Below are 25,019 nucleotides of genomic sequence, written 5' to 3'. Positions count from 1 at the left end.
CGCCGGGTCCTCGCCGATGCCGCTCGGCCATCCCACGCCCCCGCACCCGGCAACGAAGCTCAGCCACCGGACACCTGAGCGGCCTGAACCACCCGCCCCTTAAAATCTGCACGTCAGGGCCACCGCCAAGCCCAGAGGAGCCGCACCCTCATGGCCGAAAACCCCGCCTACCCCGTAGGCCTCCGCCTCACCGGCCGCAAGGTCGTCGTCCTCGGCGGCGGTCATGTGGCCCAGCGCCGCCTCCCCACCCTCATCGCGGCCGGCGCCGACATCCACCTCGTGTCCCCTTCGGTGACCCCCTCGGTCCAGGCCATGGCGGACGCGGGCGAGCTCACCTGGCACGAGCGCCCTTACGAGGAAGGCGACCTCGCGGAGGCCTGGTACGCCCTGATCGCCACCGGCGACACCGAGGCCAACACCCGGGCCTCGGCCGAAGCGGAGCGCCGCCGCGTCTGGTGCGTCCGTTCCGACGACGCCGACGAGGCCACCGCCTGGACCCCGGCGACGGGCCACAGCGAGGGCGTCACGATCGCCGTCCTCACCACCGACGCGCGGGGCCGCGACCCCCGCCACACGGCCGCCATCCGCGACGCGGTAGTCGAGGGCCTCCGCGACGGCACGCTGGTCGCCCCCCACCACCGCACCCGCACCCCCGGCGTCGCCCTGGTCGGCGGCGGCCCCGGCGACCCCGACCTGATCACCGTGCGCGGTCGCCGTCTGCTCGCCGAGGCCGACGTGGTGATCACCGACCACCTGGGCCCGCGCGATCTGCTCGCCGAGCTTCCGCCGAGCGTCGAGGTGATCGACGCGGCGAAGCTGCCGTACGGCCGCTTCATGGCCCAGGAGGCCATCAACAACGCGCTGATCGAGCACGCCAAGCAGGGCAAGTCGGTCGTACGACTCAAGGGCGGCGACCCCTTTGTGTACGGCCGTGGCATGGAGGAGGTTCAGGCGCTGGCCGAGGCCGGCATCCCGTGCACCGTCGTGCCCGGCATCTCCAGCTCCATCTCCGTCCCGGGCGCCGCCGGCATCCCGGTCACCCACCGGGGCGTCGCCCATGAGTTCACGGTGGTCAGCGGCCATATCGCCCCCGACGACGAGCGCTCCCTGGTCGACTGGCCGTCGCTGGCCAAGCTGACCGGCACCCTGGTGATCCTCATGGGCGTCGGCACGATCGGGAAGGTCGCCGAGACGCTCATCGCGCACGGCAAGTCCCCGGACACGCCCGTCGCCCTGGTCCAGGAGGGCACGACGGCCGCCCAGCGCAGGGTCGACGCGACCCTCGCCACGGCCGGCGACACGGTGCTCGCCCACGAGGTGAAGCCGCCGGCGGTCATCGTCATCGGCGAGGTCGTGAACGTAGGACCGAGCCCTTCCGCGTGACCTCTTCCGCGTGAGGCCTGTGACCCCTTCCGCGCGAACCCTTTGCGTAACCGCGGGTAACCCAACCGTGCCAAGCCGTTGGCACCGCACCCAGGACAAGGCAGTATCACCCTGTGGCCGATCTCATCACCGTCGATGACCCCGACGACCCGCGCCTGCGCGACTACACGGGCCTGACCGACGTCGACCTGCGCCGCAAGCGCGAGCCGGCCGAGGGCCTCTTCATCGCCGAGGGCGAGAAGGTCATCAGACGGGCCAAGGAAGCCGGCTACGAGATGCGGTCGATGCTGCTCTCGGCCAAGTGGGTCGACGTCATGCGCGACGTCATCGACGAGCTCCCGGCCCCGGTCTACGCGGTCAGCCCGGAACTCGCCGAGCAGGTCACCGGCTACCACGTGCACCGCGGCGCGCTCGCCTCCATGCAGCGCAAGCCGCTCCCGACCGCCACCGACCTCCTCCAGACCACCCGCCGGGTTGTGGTCATGGAGTCGGTCAACGACCACACCAACATCGGCGCCATCTTCCGCTCCGCGGCGGCCCTCGGCATGGACGCGGTCCTGCTCTCCCCGGACTGCGCCGACCCCTTGTACCGCCGGAGCGTCAAGGTCTCGATGGGCGCCGTCTTCTCGGTCCCGTACGCCCGCCTCGACACCTGGCCCAAGGGCCTGGAGTCGGTCCGCGAGGCCGGCTTCACGCTCCTCGCCCTCACCCCCGACGAGAAGGCCAAGACCCTCGACGAGGCCGCCCCGCACAAGATGGAACGGGTCGCCCTCATGCTCGGCGCCGAGGGCGACGGCCTCTCCACCCAGGCCCTCGTCGCCGCCGACGAATGGGTCCGCATCCCCATGGCCCACGGCGTCGACTCCCTCAACGTCGGCGCGGCAGCCGCGGTCGCCTTCTACGCGGTGGCCACCGGCCGCCCCCAGGTCTAGGCCGAACGGCGATGGCGCAGCGCGAGGCGATCGTCGCGGTCCTGCTCCGCGGCCCCGACCGCGTCCTCGCCGTCCGCCGCGGCCCCGCCGTCGCACGCCCCGGCTACTGGCAGCCCGTCAGCGGCAAGGTCGAGCCGGGGGAGACCCAGCGGGAGGCGGTCGTCCGGGAGGTCCGCGAGGAGGTCGGCCTCACCGTCGTACCCCTGGCGAAGGTCTGGGAGTCCGAGACAGACGACGGCCACTTCCGCCTCCACTGGTGGACGGCACGGGCCGACACCGGCGACGTGATCCCCGACCCGGACGAGGTCGGCGAGGCCCGCTGGGTCACACCGGAGGAGTTCCTGTCCCTGGACCCGGTCTTCGACGGCGACCGGGAGTTCTTCGAACGGATCCTGCCGGACCTGTGACACCCGCGAGACCCGACTGCGCGAGATTCGCTTGCGCAAGCCCAGACTGCGCAAGCCCAGACTGCGCGAGCCCCGACTACTCGTCCTACTCGTCGGAGATCTCGAACGTCGACTCGTACCGCTCGGACATCAAGTCCCCGTCCAACGGCTGGTAGCCCGGCTCCACGTGCTCCTGCCGGTCCTGTACGACATCCCCGTCGTCGCCGAGCCCTCGCTGCGGGCCCTGGCAGCCCTGCGCGGCCGCGATGCCGAGCGCCACCAGCAGCGTCACCACGACGAACACGAACAGCCGCTGCCGCAGCAGCTGCGGGTTGGCGGGCCGTCGGCCGGTCCCCGTGTTCCGTGGGGCCGGACGGCCGTTGGCGCCGCGCTGTGCGGGCCGGTTGCCGCTGCCGTTGCCGGAGCGCGGGGCGTTCCGTGCGGAGGGCACCGGCCGGGTCCCCGACCGGGACGGTGCCGTACCGCTGTGCGGGGCACCGCCACCCCTCGACGCGGGTACGTCGCGTGCGGGGCCGGGCACCCGCGGGACGCCGGTGCCACGCGGCACCCCCGTACCGCGCGGCGGAACGGCGCCGCCCTGCGTACGTCGCTGGGCGCGCTGCTGGTCCGGGTAGGTGTCGGCGAGCCGCCCGGTCGGACGGTCCGCCTCGGCGGAACGGGGCGCGGGCGGGCGTACGTCGGAGAGGCCCTGCGCCTCGCGGGCCGCGATCTCCTTGAGCCGCAACGACAGCTGCAGCGTGCTGGGCCGCTCCTCCGGGTCCTTCGCCAGACACGCCCGGACGAGCGGGGCCAGAGCGTCCGGCACGCCGTGCAGCTGCGGCTCCTCGTGGACGACGCGGTACAGCATCACCTCGGAACTGCCGTGCCCGAAGGGCGAGTCGGCCATGGAGGCGTACGCGAGCGTGGCGCCGAGGGAGAAGACGTCCGTGGCCGGGGTGACGGCGGCGCCGCGCACCTGCTCCGGGGCGAGGAAGCCGGGGGAGCCGACCGCGGTGCCGACATGGGTGAGGGTCGAGGCGCCCGTCGCCCAGGCGATGCCGAAGTCGATGATGCGGGGGCCCTTGGGGGACAGCAGGATGTTGGAGGGCTTGAGATCCCGGTGCACGACGCCGGCCTCGTGCACGGCGACCAGTCCCTCGGACAGGGCGGCGCCGATGGCGGCGACCTCGGCCGCGCCGAGCCCGCCCGCGTCGGCGACCTTGTCGTGCAGGGAGGGGCCGGGTACGTACTGCGTGGCGAACCAGGGACGCTCCGCCTCCAGGTCGGCGGCCACCAGCCGTGCCGTGCAGCCGCCGCGAATCCGCCGTGCCGCCGAGACCTCACGCGCGAACCGCGAGCGGAACTCCTGATCCTCCGCCAGGTCGGGCCGGATCACCTTCAGCGCGACCCGCTGCCCCTTCTTGTCGGAGCCCAGGTAGACGACGCCCATGCCGCCCGCGCCGAGCCGTCTGTGAAGCCTGAACGAGCCGACGACGCGCGGGTCCTCGCGCCTCAGGCGCATCATCGCCATGTTCATCCCCGCTGCCCGGTCCGTCTGACGAGCCACAGCTTACGTTTCCGCGGGCCGCCGTGCGCAGAGGCCGCGCCCTCTCGGGGCGATGGATTGTCAGTGGTGGGTGGGAGACTTGAAGGGTGGTCAGAGGGCGGACGAGCAGGGCGACTTATGCCTTGTCGGACTTCCAACCACCCGTCGCAGAAGGGGGATTGAGCCCGTGAAGGGTGATCGCGTGGAGATAGTCGTGGACGCAGGGGACACGACGCGCACCTACGAGGTGGTGGCGAGCAGGGCGGGCCGCCGGGTGGAGACGGCGGTGCGTCGAGGCGTAGTGGAAGTGAGCGAAGTCACCCGGAACGGATCGGTCGTGCGTACGGCCCGCTTCATGGCGAACCGGGTCCTGGCGCTGGTCGAACAGCCGGTGCCGCGCGAGGACAGCTCGGAGAAAAGCCCGGAGTAAGGCCCGAAGCGAAGCCCGGAGAAAGCCGGGCAGACCGGGCGCCCCCTCGGGGAAGACCCCGAGACCTAGGACCTCGTCTCCACCCAGGGGAGTACTCCGCAGGTCATTGCTCATCCTCCGGGAGGCCCGGCAATCGGTACGAGGGCATGACGTGCCGGGGGTGGTCGGAGGCCTAGATTTGAGGTCAAGCGGCGGGTGCAGCACTCGTCCCCCGAGGTCAGACACCCGCCGCTGCCAACGACAACTGACACAGGTCAGGAGAGGGACCATGGCCCAGACGGCACCGCGGACACTGATCCGCACGCAGCAGCGCCCGCTGCTGCGCCCGCGCCGCCAGGGCCGCCGCCACCCCTTGGTGGCGACGCTCATGGCCCTTCCCCTGGCGGTCCTGCTCCTGGTCGTCTTCGACGGCTGGGAGACAGTGGCCACACAGGCGTCGTCCGTGGGCGTGATGCTGGGGCGCTGAGCGGCGACCCCAGGCCCGGAAGAGCGGTCCGGGCGGGGACATCCACCCATGAAACCCCGTGGGGACGGGGGTGCGGCGGACGGCACAAATGCCGGCGCAGCTGGGGAGCTGCGCCGGCATTGCTTTTGTGCGGGGGCCTCCGGCGGTTCGGCCGGGGGCACCTGGGGCGGCCCGCAAGGGACGACCACCTCTTGACGCGGGTCCGTGCCAATCAGCCCGTGCAGGCGCAGGCGGCTCTCGCCCCATGGCCGTCGTGCTCACACCGGGCCAGTTCGGTGATGCCCCGCAGATGATCGTGGTCCTCAGCCGCATCCGCGTCCCCCGCCCGCAGGGCGGGCACCCGCGCACCCGGCCGGACCATCTCAGCGGCGACAAGGCACACAGCTCCCGCCGCAGCCGCCGCTATCTGCCGCGCCGCCCGCGAGGGCGAGCAGCGGAGCGCGTCGCCCGGCGGAGACGTGGAATTGGATGGACACAGCACGGTTCGGTGACCGATGATCTCCGGCATGATCCGTGCCGCCACCGTGAACGACGTCGCGGAGATCCGCGCGATGATCCGTGAACTCGCCGAGTACGAACGGTCTGTTGAGCAGGCCCGGGCGACCGAGGAGCAGCTCCGCGAGGCGCTGTTCGGAGAGCATCCGGCCGCCTTCGCGCTTATCGCCGAGGACGACGGGACGGGCGAGGCAGTGGGCTATGCCCTGTGGTTCCCCCACTTCTCGTCCTGGACCGGCACGCGCGGCATGCACCTGGAGGACCTCTACGTGCGGCCGCAGGCCCGAGGCGGCGGACATGGCAAGGCTCTGCTCGCCTCCCTGGCCGCGATCTGCGAGCAAAGAGGCTACGAGCGCTTCGAGTGGTGGGTCCTGGCCTGGAACGAGCCGACGATCGACTTCTACAAGTCACTCGGCGTCGACTTCCTGGACGAGTGGAGGGTATGCCGACTGAGCGGTGAGCCCCTCAGGGAACTCGCCGCCCAGGTCCCGGCCGTCGTCCCCAACCAGACCCCGGCCCGGTAGGACGGAGGGCCGTGCAACCACCCGTCGCAGCGGTCATCGAAGCCCACGGGATACTGGACGAGCTCGTGGCCGGGCTGAACGACCAGCAGGTCGCCGAGGCATCCGCCCTTCCGGGCTGGTCACGCGGCCACGTCCTGGCGCATCTCACCGACAACGCGAGAATGTTCGCCCGTCTCGCGGAGCATGCCCTGCGCGGTGAGCTCGTAGCGGGATACGACGGCGGGGTGGACGAGCGCAACGCGATCATCGAGGCCACGGCGGGCCGCAGCGCCGCCGAGCACCGCGCGGAACTCGCCGCTCACACAGCCGGGTTGGAGGCGGTCTGGGCACGCGCCGACGACGTGGACTGGAGCCGTCCCGTCACATTCCGCAACGCGGACCTCGCGGCCACGGTCTTCGCACGCTGGCGCGAGGCATGGATCCACATGGTCGACCTGGAACTCGGTGTGCGGCCGGACGACTGGCCCGAGGACCTGGCCACACATGCCATCGCCTTCCTCCTCGACCGCCTCCCGGCAGGCACACGCCTGCGCGCCGAGGACGTGGCCCGCCAATGGTCCGTCGGCTGGTCCGTGGGCGACGGGCAGCCGGGCACGGTGGTCACCGGACGCGTGCGCGACCTGGCGGCATGGCTGGCCGGACGTACGCCTGCGCTGTCACCGGTGGCGGCGGACGGACTGCCTGCCCTCGGGCCCTGGCCACCCCACCCGCCGCAGTCAAGGGACCGTGGGTGACGTCTTCGCCGGCCAGAGTGTGAGTGTGAGGCGCGCACCGCTCCCGGCCCGAGCGGCGGACATGGACGAATCCGTTTCGAAGGGAAGGAGCGCCATGCGCGCCGACATCGTTTGGTGGGACCTGTCCGCCTCCGGAGAAACCATCGAGTCCATGCGTGAGTACCTGCGTGGAATCCGTCGCCGCGTTTTCCCAGCTGCCCGGGCTTCGCTTCAAGATGTGGCTCTCGGATCCGGACACCAACCGGTGGGGAGCCGTTCTGTTGTGGGAGTCGGACGAGGCGTCCAGGCAGGAACTGCCCAGCCGGGCCCTCGAACTCATCGGCTACCCGTCGGCGGCCGCGCACAGCTTCGACGTGGAGGCCACCACCGAGGGCCGATACGAAACACAACGACTGGCCCTGCAAGGGCTGGCCTTCGCCGAAACCACGCAGAGGGAGTCCAGCCGAGGACCAGCGAGCCAGGGTGGCAGGACCTGACCCTCCGCTTGTATCGCCGCGTCCGCAGTTCACGCTTACTTCAGGTGTCGGCCCAGCCGGCCGGGTATCAGACTGTCAGGCGGCGGATCGCCACCACCGCAGCGTCGTCGTCGAGGTGTCCGTGGACGTGGGCCAACAGGTCGTCCTGAAGATGGCGCAGCAGTTCGTCAGGGTCGTCCATGGTCCAGCCGGGCGCCCGTTCGGTTAAGGGGTAGAAGAGTCCGTCGGCATTGCGGGCTTCGATGACGCCGTCGGTGTAGAGGAGCAGCAAGTCGTCGACCTCGAACGCGAACGTCTGCACGTCGTAGTCGGTGATGCCGAAGGGGCCACCGAATCCGATCGGGAGGTGGCTCGCCTCAGGCAAGAGTGGGGTGAGGTGATTCCCCCGCAGGAGGAACGCCGGTGGGTGGCCGCAGCTGATGAGGTGGGCGACCGGGTCGTGATCAGGGATGTCGAGCAGCATGGCCGTGGCGAAGTCCTCATTGGTGTCCTGCTCGGCCTGTGATCGCCACTGGCTGGTGTCCCAGCGGAATGCGGCGTCGAGGTGGACGGCGAGGCGGGGGAGGGTGGCTTGCCGATGTGCGGCCGCGCGGAAGGCGCCGAGCAGCAGGGCGGCGTTGTTGATCGCGGCCAGGCCATTGCCGCGCACATCGCCGATGAGGAGCCGCGTGCTGTGGTGAGAGGTCCGTGCGGCCGCGTACAGGTCTCCGCCCAGGTCGGCTTCTTCCTCGGCGGGCAGGTAAAGGGCGGCGATCCGCAGCGGGCCAGTGCGTGTGGGCAGTGGCTGCAACAGAACACTCTGCGCTGCCTCGGCCACGGACTGCACCCGGCGCAACTGCTGCTCACGTCGGTCCCGCACCACGCAGACGGTGACACAGACGACGGAGACGACGACCAGGGCAATGATCTGGGCCTGGATGTTGGCGGTGGGCAGCACCCCTCTGAGTACGCCGATCAGCACCTGCCCCGCTGCCGCGAGAGCGCCCATCAGCGCCGTCACGCCGGCGCCGGCGAACGCCACGGTGATCGCGGGTGCCGCCACCAGCAGCGGCCCGAGGTGGATGTGCGGCGGAGACAGCACATCGACCACACAGACCGTGACGATCAGCCCGACCGGGATCATCACCAGCGCGGGCGAGTGCCCCGGCCGCCAGGGACGCCGGAAGTCCAGCCATGGTCGAACGGCCATGCCCCAAGCCTGCCACCCACCTCCGCCTACGAGGATGCGCCGCTCCGGGGACGCGGCTGGGGCTGGGGAGGGTGTCGGAGACGCGGCGGGCGGGGGTCGTCGAACGCCTTCCTGGCGGGCTGGGCCTCCTCCAACGGGCTTCGTTCACATGCTGCCGCCTCTGGTACGGGCGTCCTTCACTGTCGAACGGGCGAGGCGCACTACGGCGCCGGACTGCGCGCCCCGTACGACCTATCCGCCACCGTCCCCCACGTACCCTCGCCCCAAAGCATCCGCACCCAAGGGACCCCCGTGACCCCCAACCCCCTCCTCCCCGACCTCACCGCACAAGCCGAGGCCGCCGCCCACCACCGCACATCCACCTGTCCCTGCGGAGCAACAGTCACACTCGCCGACCGCCCCGACGCCACCGTCGTCCGGCACGCCGACACGGTCGCCAAGGCCCACGCCCCGGACCTCACCCCCACCGACCTGGCCCCCCGCCTCACCACAGCCACACACCTCCCCGGCACCCTCCTGCCCCCACTCACCCCCACGCCGGTCGACCTCCACGGCCGACTGGTGACCTTCTGGCCGTACGGCACCCCGGTGGACCCGGAAGACCCCGACGCGGCCCCCTGGGAAGCGGCCGCCACCCTCCTCGCCCGCCTCCATCGCACCCCCGCACCCGCTCCGCTCCCTCCCATGCGCGGCCCCGTCAAGGCAGCCCTCGCGATATCCCGCCTCCGTGCTGTAGCCAACGCAGCCCCGACCACCGGCATGGAACCCACCACCGCCCCAAAACCCACCACCGGCATAAACCCGACAAACACCCCAGACCCAGCAACCCCCACCACATCCATCCTCTGCGCCTGGAACACCCTCCCCGCCTGGGCCCGCGCCGAGGCCCCCCAGCCCGACACCACCACCCTCTGCCACGGCGACCTCCACCTCGGCCAACTCGTCCGTCACCCGGCCCCGGACGGCCCTTGGCTGCTCATCGATGTCGACGATCTCGGCGTGGGCGTACCGGCCTGGGACCTCGGGCGCCCTGCCGCCTGGTACGCCTGTGGGTTGCTGTCGCCCGAGGAATGGAACCGATTCCTCACCGCCTACCGCGCCGCCGGAGGCCCGGCCGTCCCCGCCGATGGTGACCCCTGGCCCGCGCTGGACGTCCCGGCCCGCGCCCTCACCGTGCAGACCGCTGCCCGGGCGGTCACCAAGGCTCTGACCGAAGGCCGTCCCCTCGACGAGGTCGAGCAGTCCCTCGTCGACGCCTGTGACCGAATTGCCGCCTGTGACTGAATGGCCTACGCCCCCTACGTCCCCCCTGAGTTGACCCACGGACACGCAAAGTAGTGTGCAACCGACCGCAGCCGGACAGAGTCTGTCCTGGCGATACGCGAAGCAGGACCGACCGGCGAGGAGTTGAGCCGACCATGCAGTGTCCGAAGTGCCATGCGCCGATGCACACGTACAACCGCAACGGTGTTCAGATTGAGCAGTGCAGCGGCTGCCGCGGGATCTTCCTCGACTACGGCGAGTTGGAGGCCCTGGCCCGCGTGGAGTCCCAGTGGTCCCAGCCGGCACCGCCACCCCCGGCCGCGCCGCAGGCCTACCCGGCCGCCCCGCAGGCCCCGGCCTGGGGCGCCCCGCACGGTGGGCACCACGGCGGCCACCACGGTGGTCACTACGGCCACAAGCGTCACAAGAGCTTCGGCCACATGCTGTTCTCCAGCTGAGCCGCACCAAGCCGCGAAGAAGCCCCCCGGTCATCGGACCGGGGGGCTTCGGCGTGTGGACGATACTGGGATTGAACCAGTGACCTCTTCCGTGTCAGGGAAGCGCTCTCCCGCTGAGCTAATCGTCCTCGGGACCGTGATCGACGATCGATCCGAAGATCACGGGCTACTGCGTGCGCGATACTGGGATTGAACCAGTGACCTCTTCCGTGTCAGGGAAGCGCTCTCCCGCTGAGCTAATCGCGCGGGGGATCCGAAGATCCAGTGGACGATACTGGGATTGAACCAGTGACCTCTTCCGTGTCAGGGAAGCGCTCTCCCGCTGAGCTAATCGTCCTTGGAGGTGGAGACGGGATTTGAACCCGTGTAGACGGCTTTGCAGGCCGTTGCCTCGCCTCTCGGCCACTCCACCAGGAGTGTAGGGGTTCGGGAAGATCCCCTGTTCCTGCGAGCGGACGACGAGGCTCGAACTCGCGACCTCAACCTTGGCAAGGTTGCGCTCTACCAACTGAGCTACGTCCGCTTGTCGTTTCGTTCCGCTCGCGCGGCCCGGCGACGTGTTGAACTCTAGCGGATTCCGGAGCCAGTACAAAAACGCGTTTGTGCAGCGTGCTGCGCTGCACCTGCTCAGGGGCGCGATGAACCTCCCCCAAGGGACATGGCCAGGTCACCGGCCGGACACCCGCCATAGACTCGACTGCGTGCTCGACCTCCCTCCTCTCGCCCGCTTCGGCGCTCGCCTCGCCACCGGTCTCCTCGATGTCACCAGCGACCCCGCGGCCCTGGACTCCAGCGGATTCTGGGCCGTCTGCGCCGACTTCGAGGGCGGTCTGACCTGCGCCCGCTTCCGTGACGTACGCGAAGAGGCCGTGCCCGCACCGGTGCCGGGGGAGTGGTGTGGCCCGCGAGTCAGTGACTGGACGTCCTCGCTCGATCGCGCCGCGTACACGGCGGGCGTACGGCGCATCCGCGAGTACATCGCGGCCGGCGAGGTCTATCAGGCGAATCTGTGCCGGGTGCTGAGCGCACCCATCGGGCCGGATGCCGATGTGGACTCCCTCACTGCCCTGTTGGCCCGTGGCAATCCGGCACCGTACGCAGGAACGATCCGGCTGCCGGAGCACGGGGTCGAGATAGCCACCGCGTCTCCCGAGCTCTTCCTGCGGCGCGACGGGCGTGTCGTCGAGTCCGGGCCGATCAAGGGCACCGGGCGCACCGAGGCGGACCTGTTGGAGAAGGACTACGCCGAGAACGTCATGATCGTGGACCTGGTGCGCAACGACATCGGCCGGGTGTGCGCCACCGGGACCGTGGCCGTCCCCGACCTGTGCGCCGTCGAGAAGCACCCGGGGCTTGTCCATCTCGTGTCCACCGTCCGCGGTGAGCTGCGCGAGGGCGCCGGCTGGCCCGAGCTGCTCGACGCCACCTTCCCGCCCGGCTCGGTCACCGGCGCGCCCAAGTCGAGTGCCCTGCGGATCATCGACGCGCTGGAGACGGCGCCCCGCGGGCCGTACTGCGGCGGCATCGGATGGGTCGACGCCGACCGGGGCATCGGCGAGCTGGCCGTAGGGATACGTACCTTCTGGATCGACCGGGCCGAGGGGGTGCTGCGGTTCGGCACCGGTGCGGGGATCACCTGGGGGTCGGATCCGGAGGGGGAGTGGCGGGAGACCGAGCTGAAGGCGGCCCGGCTGCTCGCGGTAGCGTCGGGGGCGTATGCAGTGAGTGGAGCGGACTTGCGAGGAGACCAGTGAAGCTTTGGCTCGACGGCGGGCTGCAGGACATCGAGTCCGCCCGCGTCTCCGTCTTCGACCACGGGCTGACCGTGGGCGACGGCATCTTCGAGACGGTGAAGGCGGTGGACGGCCGTCCGTTCGCGCTGACCCGGCACATCGACCGGCTGACGCGTTCGGCGCGCGGTCTCGGCCTGCCCGAGCCCGACCACGACGAGGTCCGTCGCGCCTGCGCCGCCGTCCTGGCGGCCAACCCGATGCCGCTCGGCAGGCTGCGCATCACCTACACCGGCGGCCACGGCCCCCTCGGCTCCGACCGTGGCGAGCACGGACCGACCCTCGTCGTCGCCCTCGGCGAGACCGCCCGGCGCCCCGACTCCACGGCGGTCATCACCGTGCCCTGGACCCGCAACGAGCGTGGCGCGCTCACCGGCCTGAAGACGACCTCGTACGCCGAGAACGTCGTCGCCCTCGCCCGCGCCCACCAACACGGCGCCACCGAGGCCCTGTTCGGCAACACCGTCGGGCAGCTCTGTGAGGGCACCGGGTCGAACGTCTTCGTCGTCCTGGACGGCGAGATCCACACCCCGCCGCTCGCCTCGGGCTGCCTCGCGGGCATCACGCGCGCGTTGACGATCGAGTGGACCGGCGCCAAGGAGAGGGACCTGCCGCTGGACGTGCTCGAGCGGGCCGAGGAGGTCTTCCTCACCTCCACCCTGCGGGACGTCCAGGCCGTGCAGCGCGTCGACGACCGCGAACTGCCGGGCGCGCCGGGCCCGGTGACCGCGAAGGCCATGCGGATCTTCGCCGAGCGGTCCGGGGACGACCTGGATCCGTAAGGCGCGGAAAATGGGCTGCCGCAGGGCCGTACGGCGGGTAGAACAACCCTGATGACCACGACCCTGCGGCCGATCGAGCCGCTTCAGCGCAACGCCGACGGGACGCAGTCACGCCGCTACCAGGTGTGCGTGAACAGCCGTCCCGTGGGTGGGATCCGCCTCTGTACGGTCCCCGACGGCCCGTCCGTCGCCAGCGTCACGGACCTGCACATAGAGGAGCCGGACCGCAGGCGCGGGCGCGGCACGGTGGCCGTGCTCGCCGCCGAGGAGATCGCGCGGAGCTGGGGCTGCAAGAGCATCGACGCGCGCGTGCCCGGCGACGCCGAGGCCGCGCTGCGGCTCGCCACGGCGCTCGGGTACGTCCTGCGCGGCCGGAACATGTCCAAGCCGCTGGACCCGACCCCGCCCGAGTTGCCCGTCGGCACCACGGCCCGGCCGCTGACCGAGGCCGAGTACGGACCCTGGCTGGCGCACGCGCGCGAGGGCTTCGCTCACGACCTGATCGAACGGGGCGTCTCCGCCGCCGAGGCGTACACCAGGGCAGACCAAGGGAACGCCAAGTACCTGCCGGACGGCCTGGCGACGGAGAACACGCTGATCAGCGTGCTGGAGCACGAGGAGACGCCGGTCGGCACGCTCTGGCTGGGGCTTCGGCCGGACACGGCCTACGTGCTCGATGTCGAGGCCGATGCCCGGTACCGCGGCCGTGGTCACGGCCGGGCGCTCATGCTGCTCGCCGAGGCCCAGGCGGTCGCCGGCGGGAAGGACCGCATCGCCCTGCACGTCTTCGCGGACAACGCCCCGGCCGAGCGGCTCTACGAGTCACTCGGCTACCGGACCACCCACTACAACCTGCACAAGCAACTGCTCTGAGGATCAGACAACTGCTCTGAGGCTCAGAGCCTCAGACCCCTTCGGCCAGCAGCCGGTCCGCGATCTCCTCGATGCGCTCGCGCAGCCCCTCTTGGCTCTTGCCGCCGTCGAGGCGCTCGCCGCCGATCACATACGTCGGGGTGCCGGTCACGCCGATCGCCTTGCCCTCGGCCTGGTCGGCGTCGACGATCAGGATGTGCCGGCCGTCGACCAGCGCGGTGTCGAACTCCTCGGTGTCGAGGCCGAGTTCCCCGGCCACCTCGACCAGGAAGGGTTCTCCCTTACGGTCCAGTTCCTCGACCCGGCCCAGAACCGCCTCGGCGTACGCCCAGCCCTGCCCCTGCTCCAGTGCCTCCTCGGCGGCCTGTGCGGCGGCGAAGGCGTGCTTGTGCTTCTCCAGCGGGAAGTGCCGCAGCCGCAGCTCCAGCCGGTCGCCGTAACGGGCGCGCAGGGCACGGAGGTCGTCGAGGGCGCTGCGGCAGTCGGAACACTGCAGCTCGCACCAGACGTCGAGGACGGGGGCGGCGGGGCGGTCGGGGGAGGAGTCGCTCATGGCCCCAGTCTCCCAGTCCCGGAGCGGACGACCCAATCCGACCTCGTGCTTCGGGCCCGGCCGACTCCGGGCACGGTCGGCTGTCGGTCGTACGACTCCGACCGGCACCTGTGGAGGAGACGACCCGGAGATGTCCCTGATGTCCGGCCCAGGCATGGCCGGGCGGGGGCGCCACGGTGCAGGATGGAGGAGACGAAGTGCCCTGACCTCGACCCAGCCTGCCTGGAGGACCGGATGATTGCCGAGACCGTCTGTTCCGCCGCCGCCGTGGCCGGCCTGGGCATCGCGGCGGTCACGGCGTACCGCAAGCGGTTCCTCGCGGCCGCCCGGCTGGCCGCGTACTCGCTGGTGCCCCTTGGCCTCGTGATGACGGGTGTCGTCGACTGGCTGGCGGACACCGCGTTCAGCCCGACCGCCTGGGCGGGATTCGGTGTGCTCGGCGCGGCCTGGCTGCTGTTCGCGAGCACGCGGGCGGTGGAGCGCCGCCGTGGTGGCACCCGCAAGGAGCGCAAGGAGGCGGCCCGCGCCGCCGCACAACGCGAGGCCGTGGCGCCGCAGGCCTCGGCGCCCTCGCTGGGCCCGGGCACCCGCCAGTCGACCGGGCCCGCGACCGCGCCCCGGGCCGATGCCGGCGACGACTTCAGCGACATCGAGGCCATCCTGAAGAAGCACGGCATATGACCAGCGCACGCGGGACTGAAACGACACAGTGGGTCGCCGCCCGTCCGTAAGCGATCACGACTCGAACCGGACATCGCGGAATCCGGCGAACTCCCGCTCATTCCGGGCGTGGTGATCGCGCGGCGAGGGCCAACTAGGCCATCATCGCCGCGAGATGCTGGACACGACTCAAAGCGAGGCCGCGCCCCCTCAGGACGAGCCTCGCGGGTGCCTCTTCGCCCTTTCCCAGCCACCGCTGATGATCTTCCTTGCGGTGATCGGGTGTCTGCTACTCATGGCTGCGCTGCACGACCTGCTGCTGCTCTGAGCCGTACCCGCGGCCCCCGGCGCCACCCGCCGGGGTCCGCGTCGACGCAGATGTGGTGTCGGCACAGATGGGTCGGCCCGCGGACGATCGCCGCTCAGCCTGCCGCTTCCTTGCGGCGCGCCCGGTAGGCGGCCACATGCAGACGGTTTCCGCAGGTACGGCTGTCGCAGTACCGCCGCGAACGGTTGCGGGAGAGATCCACGAAGGCATGCCGGCAGTCCGGCGCCTCACAGCGCCGCAGTCGCTCCTGCTCCCCGGCCACCACGAAGAACGCCAGCGCCATGCCGCAGTCGGCGGCCAGGTGGTCGGCGACGGAGGCGCCGGGGGCGAAGTAGTGCACATGCCAGTCGTAGCCGTCGTGGTCCGTGAGGCGGGGGGTGGTGCCCGCGGCGGCGACCAGCTCGTTGATCAGCGCGGCCGCGCGCCGGGCCTCAGGCTCCGCGAAGATCGCGGCGAACCGCGCGCGCACCTTGCGTACCGCCGACAGATCGAACTCCGAGAGGACCCCGACATCGCTGAACTCGTGCGTTCGTACGAATTCCTCGAGAGCCGCGACGTCCGGCAGCCGGTCCGGCGTCTCGTCGTCCGGCGCGGTGTTCACCAGATCCACCACGGCATCGAGCGCACACCGGGTGTCATGGGTGATGAGCACGTTTCGCTCCCTGGCCTGGGGGTCGGGCGGACGCCCGCCGATGCTGGCCGATGGTAGTGGCATCCGCCGGGACCGTACCGGCCCTGCCCCTGCTGTGACGTCGATTACAACGCCATGGAAGCGCCGACGGTTCCCGTCCGGGCCGACGGTCCGCCTGGGTGGGCGTCGGTGCCGCCTCACCTGACCGACCCCGCCGCAGCGACACCCCGCAGGCACACCAGCGCCGCCCCCGGCGATGCGGAGACGGCGCTGGTGCGTGCCCTATGCGGTTGTCTTGGCCCGAGCCGTCTCCCCGAGTCGACGGCGCCGGGCGGCTTGCGGGGGCCTCGCCCTAGCTTTCCGCCAGGATGTGCGAGAGCTCCTGATCGAGATCGAAATGCCGATGTTCCGTGCCGGGAGGCACGGCGGCATCCGTCCGCTTCAGGAAGGACTCCAGAGCCCGTGCCGGGGCCTCGAGCAGCGCCTCGCCCTCCGGAGAGCTCAGGGCGATGCAGACGACGCCCTGGCCATGACTACGCGACGGCCAGACACGGACGTCGCCGGTTCCGGTGGGCCGGTGCAGGCCCTCCGCGAGGAGGTCGCGGGCGAACACCCACTCGACGGTCTCCTCGGCTCCGGTGTGGAAGGTGGCGTGCACGGCGTAGGGGTCGGCCGTGTCGTACCGCAGGCCTGCGGGGACAGGCAGGGAGGACTCGCTCGACACAACGAGGCGCAGGTGCAGCTCGCAGCTGACCGTGGTGTTCATAAGCGCCAGGGCCTTTCGCTCAGTGTGCGCTCGGGGATTCGCACGTCGGCGAAATCGACATGCCACCTACGGTGCCGTTGTAAACCCCTCTGAGTGTTTTGCGTGTGTTTACGTAACTCTTCCGGCCGAGAACCGGTTCGCGAGGTACGACCATTCCAGTGACTGGTTTCGGTCCGGTAGGGTTTGGCCGTATGAATACGGGGAGTAACGAGCCTGGCGAGGTTGCCGTGGCGGCGGACGAGACCAAAGTGGACGGTGTGAAGGGCGACAGCGAGCAGGGGCTCGGCTCAAGAGCGCCGGAGTTCATCAAGGCGCGCAGGGCGCTGCACGTGAGCTGGCAGGTGGGCGTCTTCATCATCGGCCTGGCGGTCGTGGTCGCCGGCATCATCATGCTGCCGCTGCCCGGGCCCGGCTGGGTCGTGATCTTCGGTGGCATGGCGATCTGGGCGACCGAGTTCGTCTGGGCCCAGCTGGTGCTGCGCTGGACCAAGCGCAAGGTCACCGAGGCGGCCCAGAAGGCCCTCGACCCGAAGGTGCGCCGCCGCAACATCATCCTGACGACGATCGGCCTCGTGATCGTGGGCGTGCTCGTCGGTATCTACGTGTGGAAGTTCGGCATCGTCATGCCCTGGAAGATCAAGGACCAGTGATCCGCGCGGGGGGTGCGGGGGTCGGTCGGGCGGGGCCCGCGCTGGTCACGCGCACCCCCTGACATGGGGTAATGTTCTTCCTGCGTCCGGGCGATTAGCTCAGTGGGAGAGCGCTTCGTTCACACCGAAGAGGTCACTGGTTCGAACCCAGTATCGCCCACCCGGATCGGCGGCCCGTCTGCGAGAGTGCAGGCGGGCCGCCGTCGCATGTGCGCTCCGGGGATGCGCTCGGCCCCGTTGGTGCCCTGGTCGGGCAGGCGAGTTCTGGTCGATCGGCAGACGGGTGCGGAGGGCTGGTCCGCGTTCGGCCCGTCGATCACACGTGCCCCACCTGCGGAGTTGGGCGATCTGATGCCCGGTTCGTTCCCGACGGGTCGTCAACTTGCCACGCCGGTCCGCAAGAAAATCCTGTCCGAATCATTGACGCACCACGAGGCCCCTCGTAGCTTGTGCCAGCAAGCGCTTACTTGAAACGATTCATGCAGGCGGCAATGACGCTGCGGGGAGGGGGCCCAACCATGGGAACCAGCAGGAATGTTGAGAGGCGTACGATCCTGAAGGTGGCCGGGGCCTCCGCGGTCACGGTCGGGCTGGGAGCGACGACCGCGTGCGGCGGTGACAGCGGTTCCGGAGACGGGACGGTGACACTCCGTTATGCGTGGTGGGGCGGCGAGCCGCGCACCATCGCCATCAAGAAGACGATCGCGCTCTTCGAGAAGAAGTACCCGAAGATCAAGATCAAGCCTGAATTCACGGACTACGAGGCGTTCTGGGAGAAGTTCCAGACCCAGGCCTCCGGCGGGAATCCGCCGGACGTTTTCCAGAATGCGGTCGGTTTCCTGCGCAAGTACGACAAGCGCGGGGTCCTGATGGATCTCAAGACGCAGGCGGACGCGGGGAATCTGGACCTGGAGAACTTCCGCAACGGCGTTCTGGCGAACGGTCAGGTCGACGGCAAGCAGATCGGCATACCTGTCGGCGCCAACACCATGGCGCTCGTCATCGACCTCAAGGCCTTCGAGAAGGCGGGCGTCGAGGCGAAGTTCGGCTGGACCTGGGACGAGTACTTCGACGCGTTGCAGACGATCCAGGACAAGCTGAAGATCGCCGGTGACACCGGCTACTTCAGCATCATGTACCTCTACGACCTTTATCTGCGTCAGAACGGCAAGGCCTTCTTCACGGACACCGATCTCGGCTTCACCGAGGACGATCTGACGCAGTGGTGGGAGGACGGCTACAAGCGCGTGCGGTCCGGGCTCGTCGCCGACCCGAAGAAGATCGAGCAGGTCAAGCCGAAGTCCGGTCTCTCGGCGGGCCTCGCCGCGTCCGAGTTCACCTGGGACAACTTCTCCATCCGCTACGAGGGCGAGGGCGAGTCGGACTACGGGCTCGCGCCGATCCCCACCACGGACGGCAAGCAGACCGGCCAGTACCTCGGCTCGCTGATGATGAGCGCCTTCTCCGGGACCAAGCACCCCAAGGAAGTCGCCCAGTTCATCTCCTTCATGGTGCACGACCCCGAGGTCGGCAAGATCATGGGCTACGACCGCGGCATCCTCGCCACCACCGAGCAGTACGACGCGTTCAAGCCCACCGACGCCAACAACAAGGGCGTCGCGGCCTACGAGGACGAGGTCGCCAAGGCCGGCGTCCTGGGGAAGATCACCCCGCACCCGTCCGGCGCCGACGTCATCGAGGCGGCGTTCCTGCGGATCGGCGGCGAGGTCGCCCAGGGCAAGACCAAGCCGGCCGACGCCGCCAAGGCCCTGTTCAGCGAGGCCAAGGCCGCGTTCGCGGGCTGAGGGGACGTACCACCATGACGCTCGTCAAGGAAGCGCCCGTGCGCCCGGCCGGGAAGCGGTCCGCCGCTCCCGCCGCCGGGCGGCGCGGGCGGCGCCGCGAGAACCTCGCCGGCTATCTCTTCATGTCGCCGTGGATCGCGGGGTTCCTGCTGCTCACGGCGGGGCCGATGATCGCCTCGCTGTACTACGCGTTCACCAGCTACAACCTGTTCACGCCGCCCCAGTGGGTGGGGCTGGACAACTTCACGACGATGTTCCAGGACCCGCGCTGGCAGAAGTCGGTCGAGGTCACCCTGAAGTACGTCGTCGTGGCCACACCGCTGAAGCTGCTGCTCGCGCTCGGTGTCGCCTTGCTGCTCGCGCAGAAGCGGCGCGGACAGGGCCTGTACCGGGCCGCGTTCTACATGCCCTCGCTCATCGGTGCCAGCGTCTCCGTCGGCTTCGTGTGGCGGGCGCTGTTCTCCGACGACGCCGTCGTGGACCGTACGCAGAAGATCTTCGGTCTCGACGTGGGCGGCTGGATCGGCAACCCGGACTACGTCATCTACGCCCTGGTCGCGCTGAGCATCTGGCAGTTCGGCGCGCCGATGGTCATCTTCCTGGCCGGTCTCAAGCAGGTGCCGCAGGAGCTGTACGAGGCCGCCGAGGTGGACGGGGCAGGACCCCTGAGGCGGTTCTGGAACATCACGCTGCCGATGATCTCCCCGGTGCTGTTCTTCAACGTGCTGCTGGAGTCCATCCACGCGTTCCAGGTGTTCGGCTCCGCCTACGTCGTCTCCGACACCCGGTGCGGGCCCGCCGACGCCACGCTCGTCTACACCTGTTACCTCTACCAGAAGGGCTTCAAGGAGGCCCAGATGGGCTTCGCCTCCGCGATGGCCTGGACGCTGGTGATCGCGGTGGCGCTCGTCACGGCGGTCCTGTTCTGGTCGCAGAAGAAGTGGGTGCACTACGAGGAGGCCGCCAAGTGACCAGTGCCACCAGCCCTGCCCTGCACACCGCGAACGAGCGGCGGCGCACCGGATCGATCGCCTGGCACGTGGGCGCGCTCGCCGTCCTCGCGGTCGTCCTCTATCCCGTGATCTGGGTGGTCGGCGCCTCGTTCAAGCCGAGCAAGGACATCATCGCCAGCCTCGACCTGCTGCCCACCAAGCCGGTCTGGGCGAACTTCTCCGGCCTCGCCGACGGCATCTCCGGCATCTCCATCAGCAGCTTCTTCTGGAACTCGCTGATGTACGCGGGCCTCGCCGTGGTCGGTGTCGTGCTGTCCAGTTCGCTGACCGCGTACGCCTTCGCCAAGATCCGGTTCGCCGGGCGGAACCTGCTCTTCACGCTGATGATCGGCACGCTGTTGCTGCCGTATCACGTGCTGCTCATCCCGCAGTACGTGCTGTTCCGCAACCTGGAGCTCACCGACACCCTGGTGCCGCTGGTCGCGGGCAAGTTCCTGGCCACGGAAGCCTTCTTCGTGTTCCTGATGGTGCAGTTCATGCGGGGACTGCCGCGCGAGCTGGACGAGGCCGCCAAGCTCGACGGCTGCGGGCACTTGCGCACCTACTGGTCGATCGTGCTGCCGCTGAGCCGGCCCGCGCTCATCACCAGCGCGATCTTCACCTTCATCAATGCCTGGAACGACTTCATGGGGCCGTTGATCTACCTCAACACCCCCGACAAGTACACCGTCTCGCTCGGCCTGATGATGTTCCGCGACCAGGAGGGCATCTCCAACTACGGCAGCATGATCGCGATGTCGCTGGTGGCGCTCGTGCCGGTCATCGCCTTCTTCATGGCCTTCCAGCGCTATCTCATCGACGGTATGGCGACCTCCGGACTGAAGGGCTGAGGCGGTCACCATGGCCGAAGCACGCGTGAAGGCCCGCGCCCGGCGCAGGGAGTCCGTGTTCGGCGAGCGCTTCGCGGTCTTCGCCGAGTGCCTGCTCACCGGCGTGTGGATCGCCGTGGCCTCGCTCGGCGTCGTCACCTACCCCGCGGCCTTCGCCGCCGGCGCACGGCATCTACGGCGTCGTACGGCTCACGAGGGCGGTGGCCTGCGGGAGTTCGTCGCGGACTTCGGTACGGCCCTGCGCGGCGGGTGGGTCGTCGGGCTCGCCGGGTGGGCGGCGGCCGGTGCGGTCTGGGTGGACGTCCTGGCCGCGCGGGCCGGGCTTCCCGGTGGGCCGCTCGTCGGGGCCGTCGGCATCCTGGCGCTGATCGGGGTGGCCGTGGCCCTGCTGCGGGCGGCCGCCGTCTGGACACCCGGTGCCGCCTGGCGGGCGTTGCTCGCGGACGCCGGGCGTCGGACCGTGCTCGATCCCGCCGGGTCCTTCCTGGTCGTCTGCGGGCTGGCTGTCGTGGCCCTGTCCGCCTGGTTCGCCCCACCGCTGGCGGTCCCCGTCCTGGGGGCCGTCGCGGCGGCGGCCGTCGCCGTGGAAGAGCGGTACCGGCACCGCTGACGGGCGGTGCCCCTCGCACAAGGTCGGCGCCCCGGCGTCGTACCTCTCTCTGTCATGCCCCTGACCGCACCCTCGTACCCCGCACGGAAGGAAAGGCCATGTCCCCCATTCCCCGCAGGTCCCTCCTCAAGGCGGCCGCCGTGGCAGGCGCCGCCGCGCAGTTCAGCTGGGCACTGGGAGCCAAGGACGCACAGGCCGCGCCCAGAGCCGCCGACGCCGATGCCGACCCCGTGACCCTCGACTGGCTGGAGGACGGCGGCCTCGGTGCCGCGCCCGGCTCCACCGTGGGTGTGCCCTGGCCGAAGGGCGCCTACCAGGAGGACCAGGCCTTCGCGGTGACCGACGCGGCCGGCAAGTCCGTGCCGGTGCAGTCCTGGCCGCTCGCCTACTGGCCCGACGGATCCCTCAAGTGGACGGCCCACGCGGTGAGTTCGGGCACCGACAAGCTCACGCTCGCCGCCGGCGAGACCGCCGTACCGGAGAAGAAGGTCACCGTCGACAAGAGCGGCGGCACGATCACCGTCTCGACCGGCGTCATCACCGCGAAGATCGGCAAGTCGGGCGCGACCCTCATCAAGTCGGTCACCCGGGGCTCCACCGAGATCGCCAAGAACGGGCGGCTCGTGCTGATCCGCCAGCCCGAGATCGAGGACGAGGACCAGGGCGCGGTCAGGACCGAGCGCTTCGAGGGAGCCATCTCCGAGGTCACCGTCGAGCAGGACGGCCCGGTCCGCGCGGTCGTCCGCATCGACGGCAAGCACCGCAAGGGCGGCCGGAGCTGGCTCCCCTTCTCCATCCGGCTGTACTTCTACGCGGGCGCCGACTCCTTCCGCATGGTGCACACCATCACCTACGACGGGACCCAGGAGCCCGGCAAGGCCAGCGGCGACTTCATCCGCGGCATCGGCGTCCGCTTCACCGTCCCGATGCGCGACGAGTCGTACGACCGCCACATCCGCATCGGCGGCGAGGGCACCGGCATGCTCCGCGAGGCCGTCAAGGGCATCACCGGACTGCGCCGCGACCCCGGGGCGGCCGTACAGGCGGCGCAGTTCGCGGGGGAGAAGCTGCCCGACCCGGCCACCTGGGACCAGCGCGTGACGACCCGGCTGCAGTACATCCCCGAATGGGGCGACTACACGCTCTCCCAGCTGTCCGCCGACGGTTTCACCCTTCGGAAGAGGACCAAGAAGGGATACGGCTGGATCGGCGCCGGCGGTGGCAAGCGCGCCTCCGGGTTCGGCTACGTCGGCGGCGTCAGCGGCGGACTCTCCTTCGGGCTCCGCGACTTCTGGGAGAAGTTCCCCGCCCAGCTCGACATCCGCGACGCCCACACCGATGCGGCCGAGGTCACGATGTGGCTCTGGTCGCCCGAGGCACAGCCCATGGACCTGCGCTTCTACCACGACGGCATGGGCCAGGACACCTACCCCGAGCAGCTCGAAGGCCTCAACATCACCTACGAGGACTACGAGCCGGAGTTCGGCACTCCGTACGGCATCGCCCGCACGTCGGAGCTGTTGTTCTGGGCCAACGAGTCCACACCCTCCCCGGAGGCACTGGCCCAACAGGTCGACGCCGTACGAGTGTTGCCGCAGCTCGCCGCGCCGCCCAAGCAGCTCATCAAGGCGAAGGTCTTCGGGCCGGGGCTGTATTCCGAGCCGGATCGCTCCACCCCGGCCAAGGCGAAGATCGAGGAACACCTCGACTTCCTCTTCACCTACTACAAGGACCAGGTGGAGATGCGCCGTTGGTACGGCTTCTGGGACTACGGCGACATCATGCACACCTACGACACCGTCAGGCACCAGTGGCGGTACGACATCGGCGGCTACGCCTGGGACAACTCCGAGCTCTCGCCGGATCTGTGGCTCTGGTTCGCGTACCTGCGCAGTGGCCGCTCGGACATCTTCCGGTTCGCCGAGGCGATGACCCGGCACACGGGCGAGGTCGACGTCTACCACCTCGGCGAGTGGGCCGGCCTCGGCACCCGGCACGGCGTGCAGCACTACGCCGACAGCGCCAAGCAGCAGCGCATCGCCAACACGACGTATCGCCGCTACTACTACTTCCTCACCGCCGACGAACGGGTCGGCGACCTCATGCACGCCAACGTCGACTCCGACGAGACCTTCCTCGCCCTCGACCCGATCCGCAAGATCCGCACCGAACCGTACACACCCGACCGGCACGCGCTGTCGATCGGCTTCGGCACGGACTGGAGCGGGCTCGTCTCGGCGTGGCTGACGGAGTGGGAGCGCAAGGGGCCGAAGTGGGAGAAGGCACGCGCGCGCGTGCTGTCCACGATGGAGACGATCGCCGCCCAACCCAACGGCTTCGTACAGGGCAGTGGGCTCTACGACCTCGACACGGGCAAGTTCGCCGTCGCCGACAAGCCGGTGGTCGGTGTCTCGCACCTGTCCGCCGTGTTCGGCCTCAACGAGCTGTGCGCCGAGCTGATCGACCTCGTCGACATGCCGAAGTTCAACGAGGCGTACTTCGACTACTGCCGGTACTTCAACGCGACGAAGGCCGAGCAGGCGGCGCGCTACGGCTCGAACTTCGGCTCCCTGCTGCTCTTCCAGGGGCACTCGCGTCTCGACGCGTACGCCGCCGTCAAGACCGGTGACGAGAAGCTCGCCACGCGCGCGTGGGAGAAGTTCTACAACTCCGACGGCTACAAGGAGTCGGCGCCCTGGAAGACGGAGGCGCTGAGCGGGCCGGCTTCGCTGGTGCCGGGTAGCGAGGCGGCCTGGGTGTCGACCAACGACACCGCGTTGTACGGGCTTGCGGCGATCGAGAATCTCGCGCTGCTTGGGGATCGCATGCCGTAGGGATCGGTTCGTGGGGAACTGCAGGTCCGTTGTGGCTGGTCGCGCAGTTCCCCGCGCCCCTTTGCGGCGTCTCAAAGAGCGTTTTGTCCCGCCGAGATTGTTTGGTTCGAGATTCAGGTGTCGCGCCAGTTCGGGGTGGATTCGCGGGTGAGCCTGCGGCTTATGAGGTCGATCATCGCGACGTGGATTATTGCTTCGGAGCGGCGCGGGTGGGTTTCGTAGTCGCGTACGAGGCGGCGGTGGTGCATGAGCCAGCCGAAGGTGCGCTCGACAACCCAACGCCGGGGAATCACCTTGAAGCCTTTGACGCCGGGGGCGCGTTGGACGACTTCGACGTCGATGCCGACGCGGGCGCCGTGGTCGATGGCTTTGGTGCGGTAGCCGGTGTCGGCCCACGCCTTGGTGACATGAGGGTTCGCGCTGGCGATGCTTGAGAGCAGGTGGATGCCGCCGGTGTTGTCGGAGACGCTCGCCGCGGTCACCCAGACCGCCAGCAGGAGGCCGAGGGTGTCGACGCCGATGTGCCGCTTGCGACCTGCGATTTTCTTGCCGGCGTCGATGCCTTGGCCGGCTGTGGGTACGTTGGCGGAGGTCTTGATGCTCTGAGCGTCC

Annotated in this window: 26 protein-coding genes, 6 tRNA genes and 1 pseudogene; 22 read left to right on the top strand and 11 right to left on the bottom strand. The window is 69.9% G+C overall.

Translation table 11 applies throughout. The annotated features are described in order from the left end of the window. Positions 1-150 precede the first annotated feature (150 nt). From cobA to ACIA8X_RS21900, 3 genes are all read left to right on the top strand, one after another. Entirely contained in the window at positions 151-1,383 is a 1,233-nt protein-coding gene (gene cobA, locus ACIA8X_RS21910; RefSeq protein WP_393461377.1) for a uroporphyrinogen-III C-methyltransferase, read from the top strand. Positions 1,384-1,496: 113 nt separating this feature from the next. Next, positions 1,497-2,315, top strand: coding sequence for a TrmH family RNA methyltransferase (locus ACIA8X_RS21905; protein WP_393461379.1), 819 nt, complete (start codon positions 1,497-1,499; stop codon positions 2,313-2,315). An 11-nt stretch (positions 2,316-2,326) separates the two neighbouring features. After that, positions 2,327-2,722: an NUDIX domain-containing protein gene (locus tag ACIA8X_RS21900; RefSeq protein WP_399458918.1), complete on the top strand. Its 396-nt coding sequence runs from the start codon at positions 2,327-2,329 to the stop codon at positions 2,720-2,722. An 85-nt stretch (positions 2,723-2,807) separates the two neighbouring features. Here ACIA8X_RS21900 and ACIA8X_RS21895 read toward each other — a convergent pair whose 3' ends face one another. Continuing rightward, positions 2,808-4,238: a protein kinase gene (locus ACIA8X_RS21895; protein WP_393461394.1), complete on the bottom strand. Its 1,431-nt coding sequence runs from the start codon at positions 4,236-4,238 to the stop codon at positions 2,808-2,810. 196 nt (positions 4,239-4,434) lie between these two features. Here ACIA8X_RS21895 and ACIA8X_RS21890 point away from each other — a divergent pair, with 196 nt between their 5' ends. The 6 genes and pseudogenes from ACIA8X_RS21890 (at position 4,435) to ACIA8X_RS21865 (ending at position 7,372) form a co-directional block, all read left to right on the top strand. Then, complete coding sequence (locus ACIA8X_RS21890; protein ID WP_393461382.1) at positions 4,435-4,677, top strand: hypothetical protein; 243 nt, start codon at positions 4,435-4,437, stop codon at positions 4,675-4,677. 268 nt (positions 4,678-4,945) lie between these two features. Further along, on the top strand, positions 4,946-5,143 hold the full coding sequence (locus tag ACIA8X_RS21885; RefSeq protein WP_369269901.1) for a hypothetical protein: 198 nt from the start codon (positions 4,946-4,948) through the stop codon (positions 5,141-5,143). Between the two features lie 220 nt (positions 5,144-5,363). Further along, a pseudogene (locus tag ACIA8X_RS21880) lies at positions 5,364-5,612 on the top strand (IS5/IS1182 family transposase); the annotation flags it as partial. 37 nt (positions 5,613-5,649) lie between these two features. Next, the gene (locus ACIA8X_RS21875; protein WP_399458917.1) at positions 5,650-6,162 is read left to right on the top strand and encodes a GNAT family N-acetyltransferase; all 513 of its coding nucleotides are present in this window, start codon (positions 5,650-5,652) and stop codon (positions 6,160-6,162) included. 11 nt (positions 6,163-6,173) lie between these two features. Then, the gene (locus ACIA8X_RS21870) at positions 6,174-6,896 is read left to right on the top strand and encodes a maleylpyruvate isomerase family mycothiol-dependent enzyme (protein ID WP_393462819.1); all 723 of its coding nucleotides are present in this window, start codon (positions 6,174-6,176) and stop codon (positions 6,894-6,896) included. Positions 6,897-7,051: 155 nt separating this feature from the next. After that, complete coding sequence (locus ACIA8X_RS21865; protein WP_393462820.1) at positions 7,052-7,372, top strand: hypothetical protein; 321 nt, start codon at positions 7,052-7,054, stop codon at positions 7,370-7,372. A gap of 67 nt (positions 7,373-7,439) precedes the next feature. Here ACIA8X_RS21865 and ACIA8X_RS21860 read toward each other — a convergent pair whose 3' ends face one another. Beyond that, positions 7,440-8,561: a PP2C family protein-serine/threonine phosphatase gene (locus ACIA8X_RS21860; RefSeq protein ID WP_399458916.1), complete on the bottom strand. Its 1,122-nt coding sequence runs from the start codon at positions 8,559-8,561 to the stop codon at positions 7,440-7,442. Between the two features lie 291 nt (positions 8,562-8,852). On the opposite strand from ACIA8X_RS21860, the gene ACIA8X_RS21855 reads away from it, so the two are divergent. Together ACIA8X_RS21855 and ACIA8X_RS21850 are read left to right on the top strand one after the other, a co-directional pair. Then, entirely contained in the window at positions 8,853-9,845 is a 993-nt protein-coding gene (locus ACIA8X_RS21855; protein WP_399458915.1) for a phosphotransferase, read from the top strand. A 134-nt stretch (positions 9,846-9,979) separates the two neighbouring features. Beyond that, positions 9,980-10,282, top strand: a complete 303-nt coding sequence (locus ACIA8X_RS21850; RefSeq protein ID WP_393462823.1) for a zf-TFIIB domain-containing protein — start codon at positions 9,980-9,982, stop codon at positions 10,280-10,282. Positions 10,283-10,338: 56 nt separating this feature from the next. Here the strand turns inward: ACIA8X_RS21850 and ACIA8X_RS21845 are convergent. From ACIA8X_RS21845 to ACIA8X_RS21825, 5 genes are all read right to left on the bottom strand, one after another. Further along, a tRNA-Val gene (locus tag ACIA8X_RS21845) sits at positions 10,339-10,410 on the bottom strand. 46 nt (positions 10,411-10,456) lie between these two features. Continuing rightward, a tRNA-Val gene (locus ACIA8X_RS21840) sits at positions 10,457-10,528 on the bottom strand. Between the two features lie 19 nt (positions 10,529-10,547). Beyond that, positions 10,548-10,619: transfer RNA gene (locus ACIA8X_RS21835), tRNA-Val, on the bottom strand. A gap of 1 nt (position 10,620) precedes the next feature. Further along, a tRNA-Cys gene (locus ACIA8X_RS21830) sits at positions 10,621-10,694 on the bottom strand. Between the two features lie 38 nt (positions 10,695-10,732). Further along, positions 10,733-10,805 (bottom strand) — tRNA-Gly (locus tag ACIA8X_RS21825). A 178-nt stretch (positions 10,806-10,983) separates the two neighbouring features. Between ACIA8X_RS21825 and ACIA8X_RS21820 the strand changes: the two genes are divergently transcribed. The 3 genes from ACIA8X_RS21820 to ACIA8X_RS21810 are packed head-to-tail and all read left to right on the top strand — an operon-like array spanning position 10,984 to position 13,727. Then, positions 10,984-12,036 carry a chorismate-binding protein gene (locus ACIA8X_RS21820; protein WP_399458914.1) on the top strand — a complete coding sequence of 351 codons (1,053 nt, stop codon included), beginning with the start codon at positions 10,984-10,986 and terminating at the stop codon, positions 12,034-12,036. Beyond that, complete coding sequence (locus ACIA8X_RS21815) at positions 12,033-12,854, top strand: aminotransferase class IV (RefSeq protein ID WP_399458913.1); 822 nt, start codon at positions 12,033-12,035, stop codon at positions 12,852-12,854. The genes ACIA8X_RS21820 and ACIA8X_RS21815 overlap by 4 nt, the downstream gene beginning before the upstream one ends. A 51-nt stretch (positions 12,855-12,905) precedes the next feature. Beyond that, positions 12,906-13,727 carry a GNAT family N-acetyltransferase gene (locus ACIA8X_RS21810; RefSeq protein WP_393462826.1) on the top strand — a complete coding sequence of 274 codons (822 nt, stop codon included), beginning with the start codon at positions 12,906-12,908 and terminating at the stop codon, positions 13,725-13,727. Between the two features lie 31 nt (positions 13,728-13,758). On the opposite strand, the gene ACIA8X_RS21805 is transcribed toward ACIA8X_RS21810, so the two are convergent. After that, a complete protein-coding gene (locus ACIA8X_RS21805) occupies positions 13,759-14,280 on the bottom strand; it encodes a DsbA family protein (RefSeq protein WP_393462827.1) in 522 nt (173 codons plus the stop codon). Positions 14,281-14,514: 234 nt separating this feature from the next. Between ACIA8X_RS21805 and ACIA8X_RS21800 the strand changes: the two genes are divergently transcribed. Continuing rightward, entirely contained in the window at positions 14,515-14,961 is a 447-nt protein-coding gene (locus ACIA8X_RS21800; RefSeq protein ID WP_399458911.1) for a hypothetical protein, read from the top strand. A gap of 401 nt (positions 14,962-15,362) precedes the next feature. Here the strand turns inward: ACIA8X_RS21800 and ACIA8X_RS21795 are convergent, their stop codons facing one another. After that, positions 15,363-15,920, bottom strand: a complete 558-nt coding sequence (locus tag ACIA8X_RS21795) for a CGNR zinc finger domain-containing protein (RefSeq protein ID WP_393462829.1) — start codon at positions 15,918-15,920, stop codon at positions 15,363-15,365. 331 nt (positions 15,921-16,251) lie between these two features. Further along, the gene (locus ACIA8X_RS21790) at positions 16,252-16,665 is read right to left on the bottom strand and encodes an SsgA family sporulation/cell division regulator (protein ID WP_004002642.1); all 414 of its coding nucleotides are present in this window, start codon (positions 16,663-16,665) and stop codon (positions 16,252-16,254) included. Between the two features lie 191 nt (positions 16,666-16,856). Here ACIA8X_RS21790 and ACIA8X_RS21785 point away from each other — a divergent pair, with 191 nt between their 5' ends. From ACIA8X_RS21785 to ACIA8X_RS21755, 7 genes are all read left to right on the top strand, one after another. After that, entirely contained in the window at positions 16,857-17,315 is a 459-nt protein-coding gene (locus ACIA8X_RS21785; protein ID WP_393462830.1) for a TIGR02611 family protein, read from the top strand. Positions 17,316-17,403: 88 nt separating this feature from the next. Continuing rightward, positions 17,404-17,475, top strand: a tRNA-Val gene (locus ACIA8X_RS21780). Between the two features lie 358 nt (positions 17,476-17,833). Next, positions 17,834-19,120 carry an ABC transporter substrate-binding protein gene (locus ACIA8X_RS21775; RefSeq protein ID WP_393462831.1) on the top strand — a complete coding sequence of 429 codons (1,287 nt, stop codon included), beginning with the start codon at positions 17,834-17,836 and terminating at the stop codon, positions 19,118-19,120. Between the two features lie 14 nt (positions 19,121-19,134). Further along, a complete protein-coding gene (locus ACIA8X_RS21770; protein WP_393462832.1) occupies positions 19,135-20,091 on the top strand; it encodes a carbohydrate ABC transporter permease in 957 nt (318 codons plus the stop codon). Then, positions 20,088-20,963: a carbohydrate ABC transporter permease gene (locus ACIA8X_RS21765; RefSeq protein WP_399458910.1), complete on the top strand. Its 876-nt coding sequence runs from the start codon at positions 20,088-20,090 to the stop codon at positions 20,961-20,963. Before ACIA8X_RS21770 ends, ACIA8X_RS21765 begins: the two co-directional genes overlap by 4 nt. 10 nt (positions 20,964-20,973) lie before the next feature. Continuing rightward, a complete protein-coding gene (locus tag ACIA8X_RS21760; RefSeq protein WP_399458909.1) occupies positions 20,974-21,573 on the top strand; it encodes a hypothetical protein in 600 nt (199 codons plus the stop codon). A 98-nt stretch (positions 21,574-21,671) separates the two neighbouring features. Further along, a complete protein-coding gene (locus tag ACIA8X_RS21755; RefSeq protein ID WP_399458908.1) occupies positions 21,672-24,407 on the top strand; it encodes a Tat pathway signal sequence domain protein in 2,736 nt (911 codons plus the stop codon). A 113-nt stretch (positions 24,408-24,520) separates the two neighbouring features. On the opposite strand, the gene ACIA8X_RS21750 is transcribed toward ACIA8X_RS21755, so the two are convergent. Continuing rightward, positions 24,521-25,019, bottom strand: a 499-nt coding sequence (locus tag ACIA8X_RS21750; protein ID WP_399458906.1) for a transposase, incomplete at its 5' end; no start/stop codon positions are given.

This window comes from Streptomyces sp. NPDC051738, assembly GCF_044453205.1.
Classification (GTDB): domain Bacteria; phylum Actinomycetota; class Actinomycetes; order Streptomycetales; family Streptomycetaceae; genus Streptomyces.
This window is presented reverse-complemented; position numbering and strand designations above follow the sequence as displayed.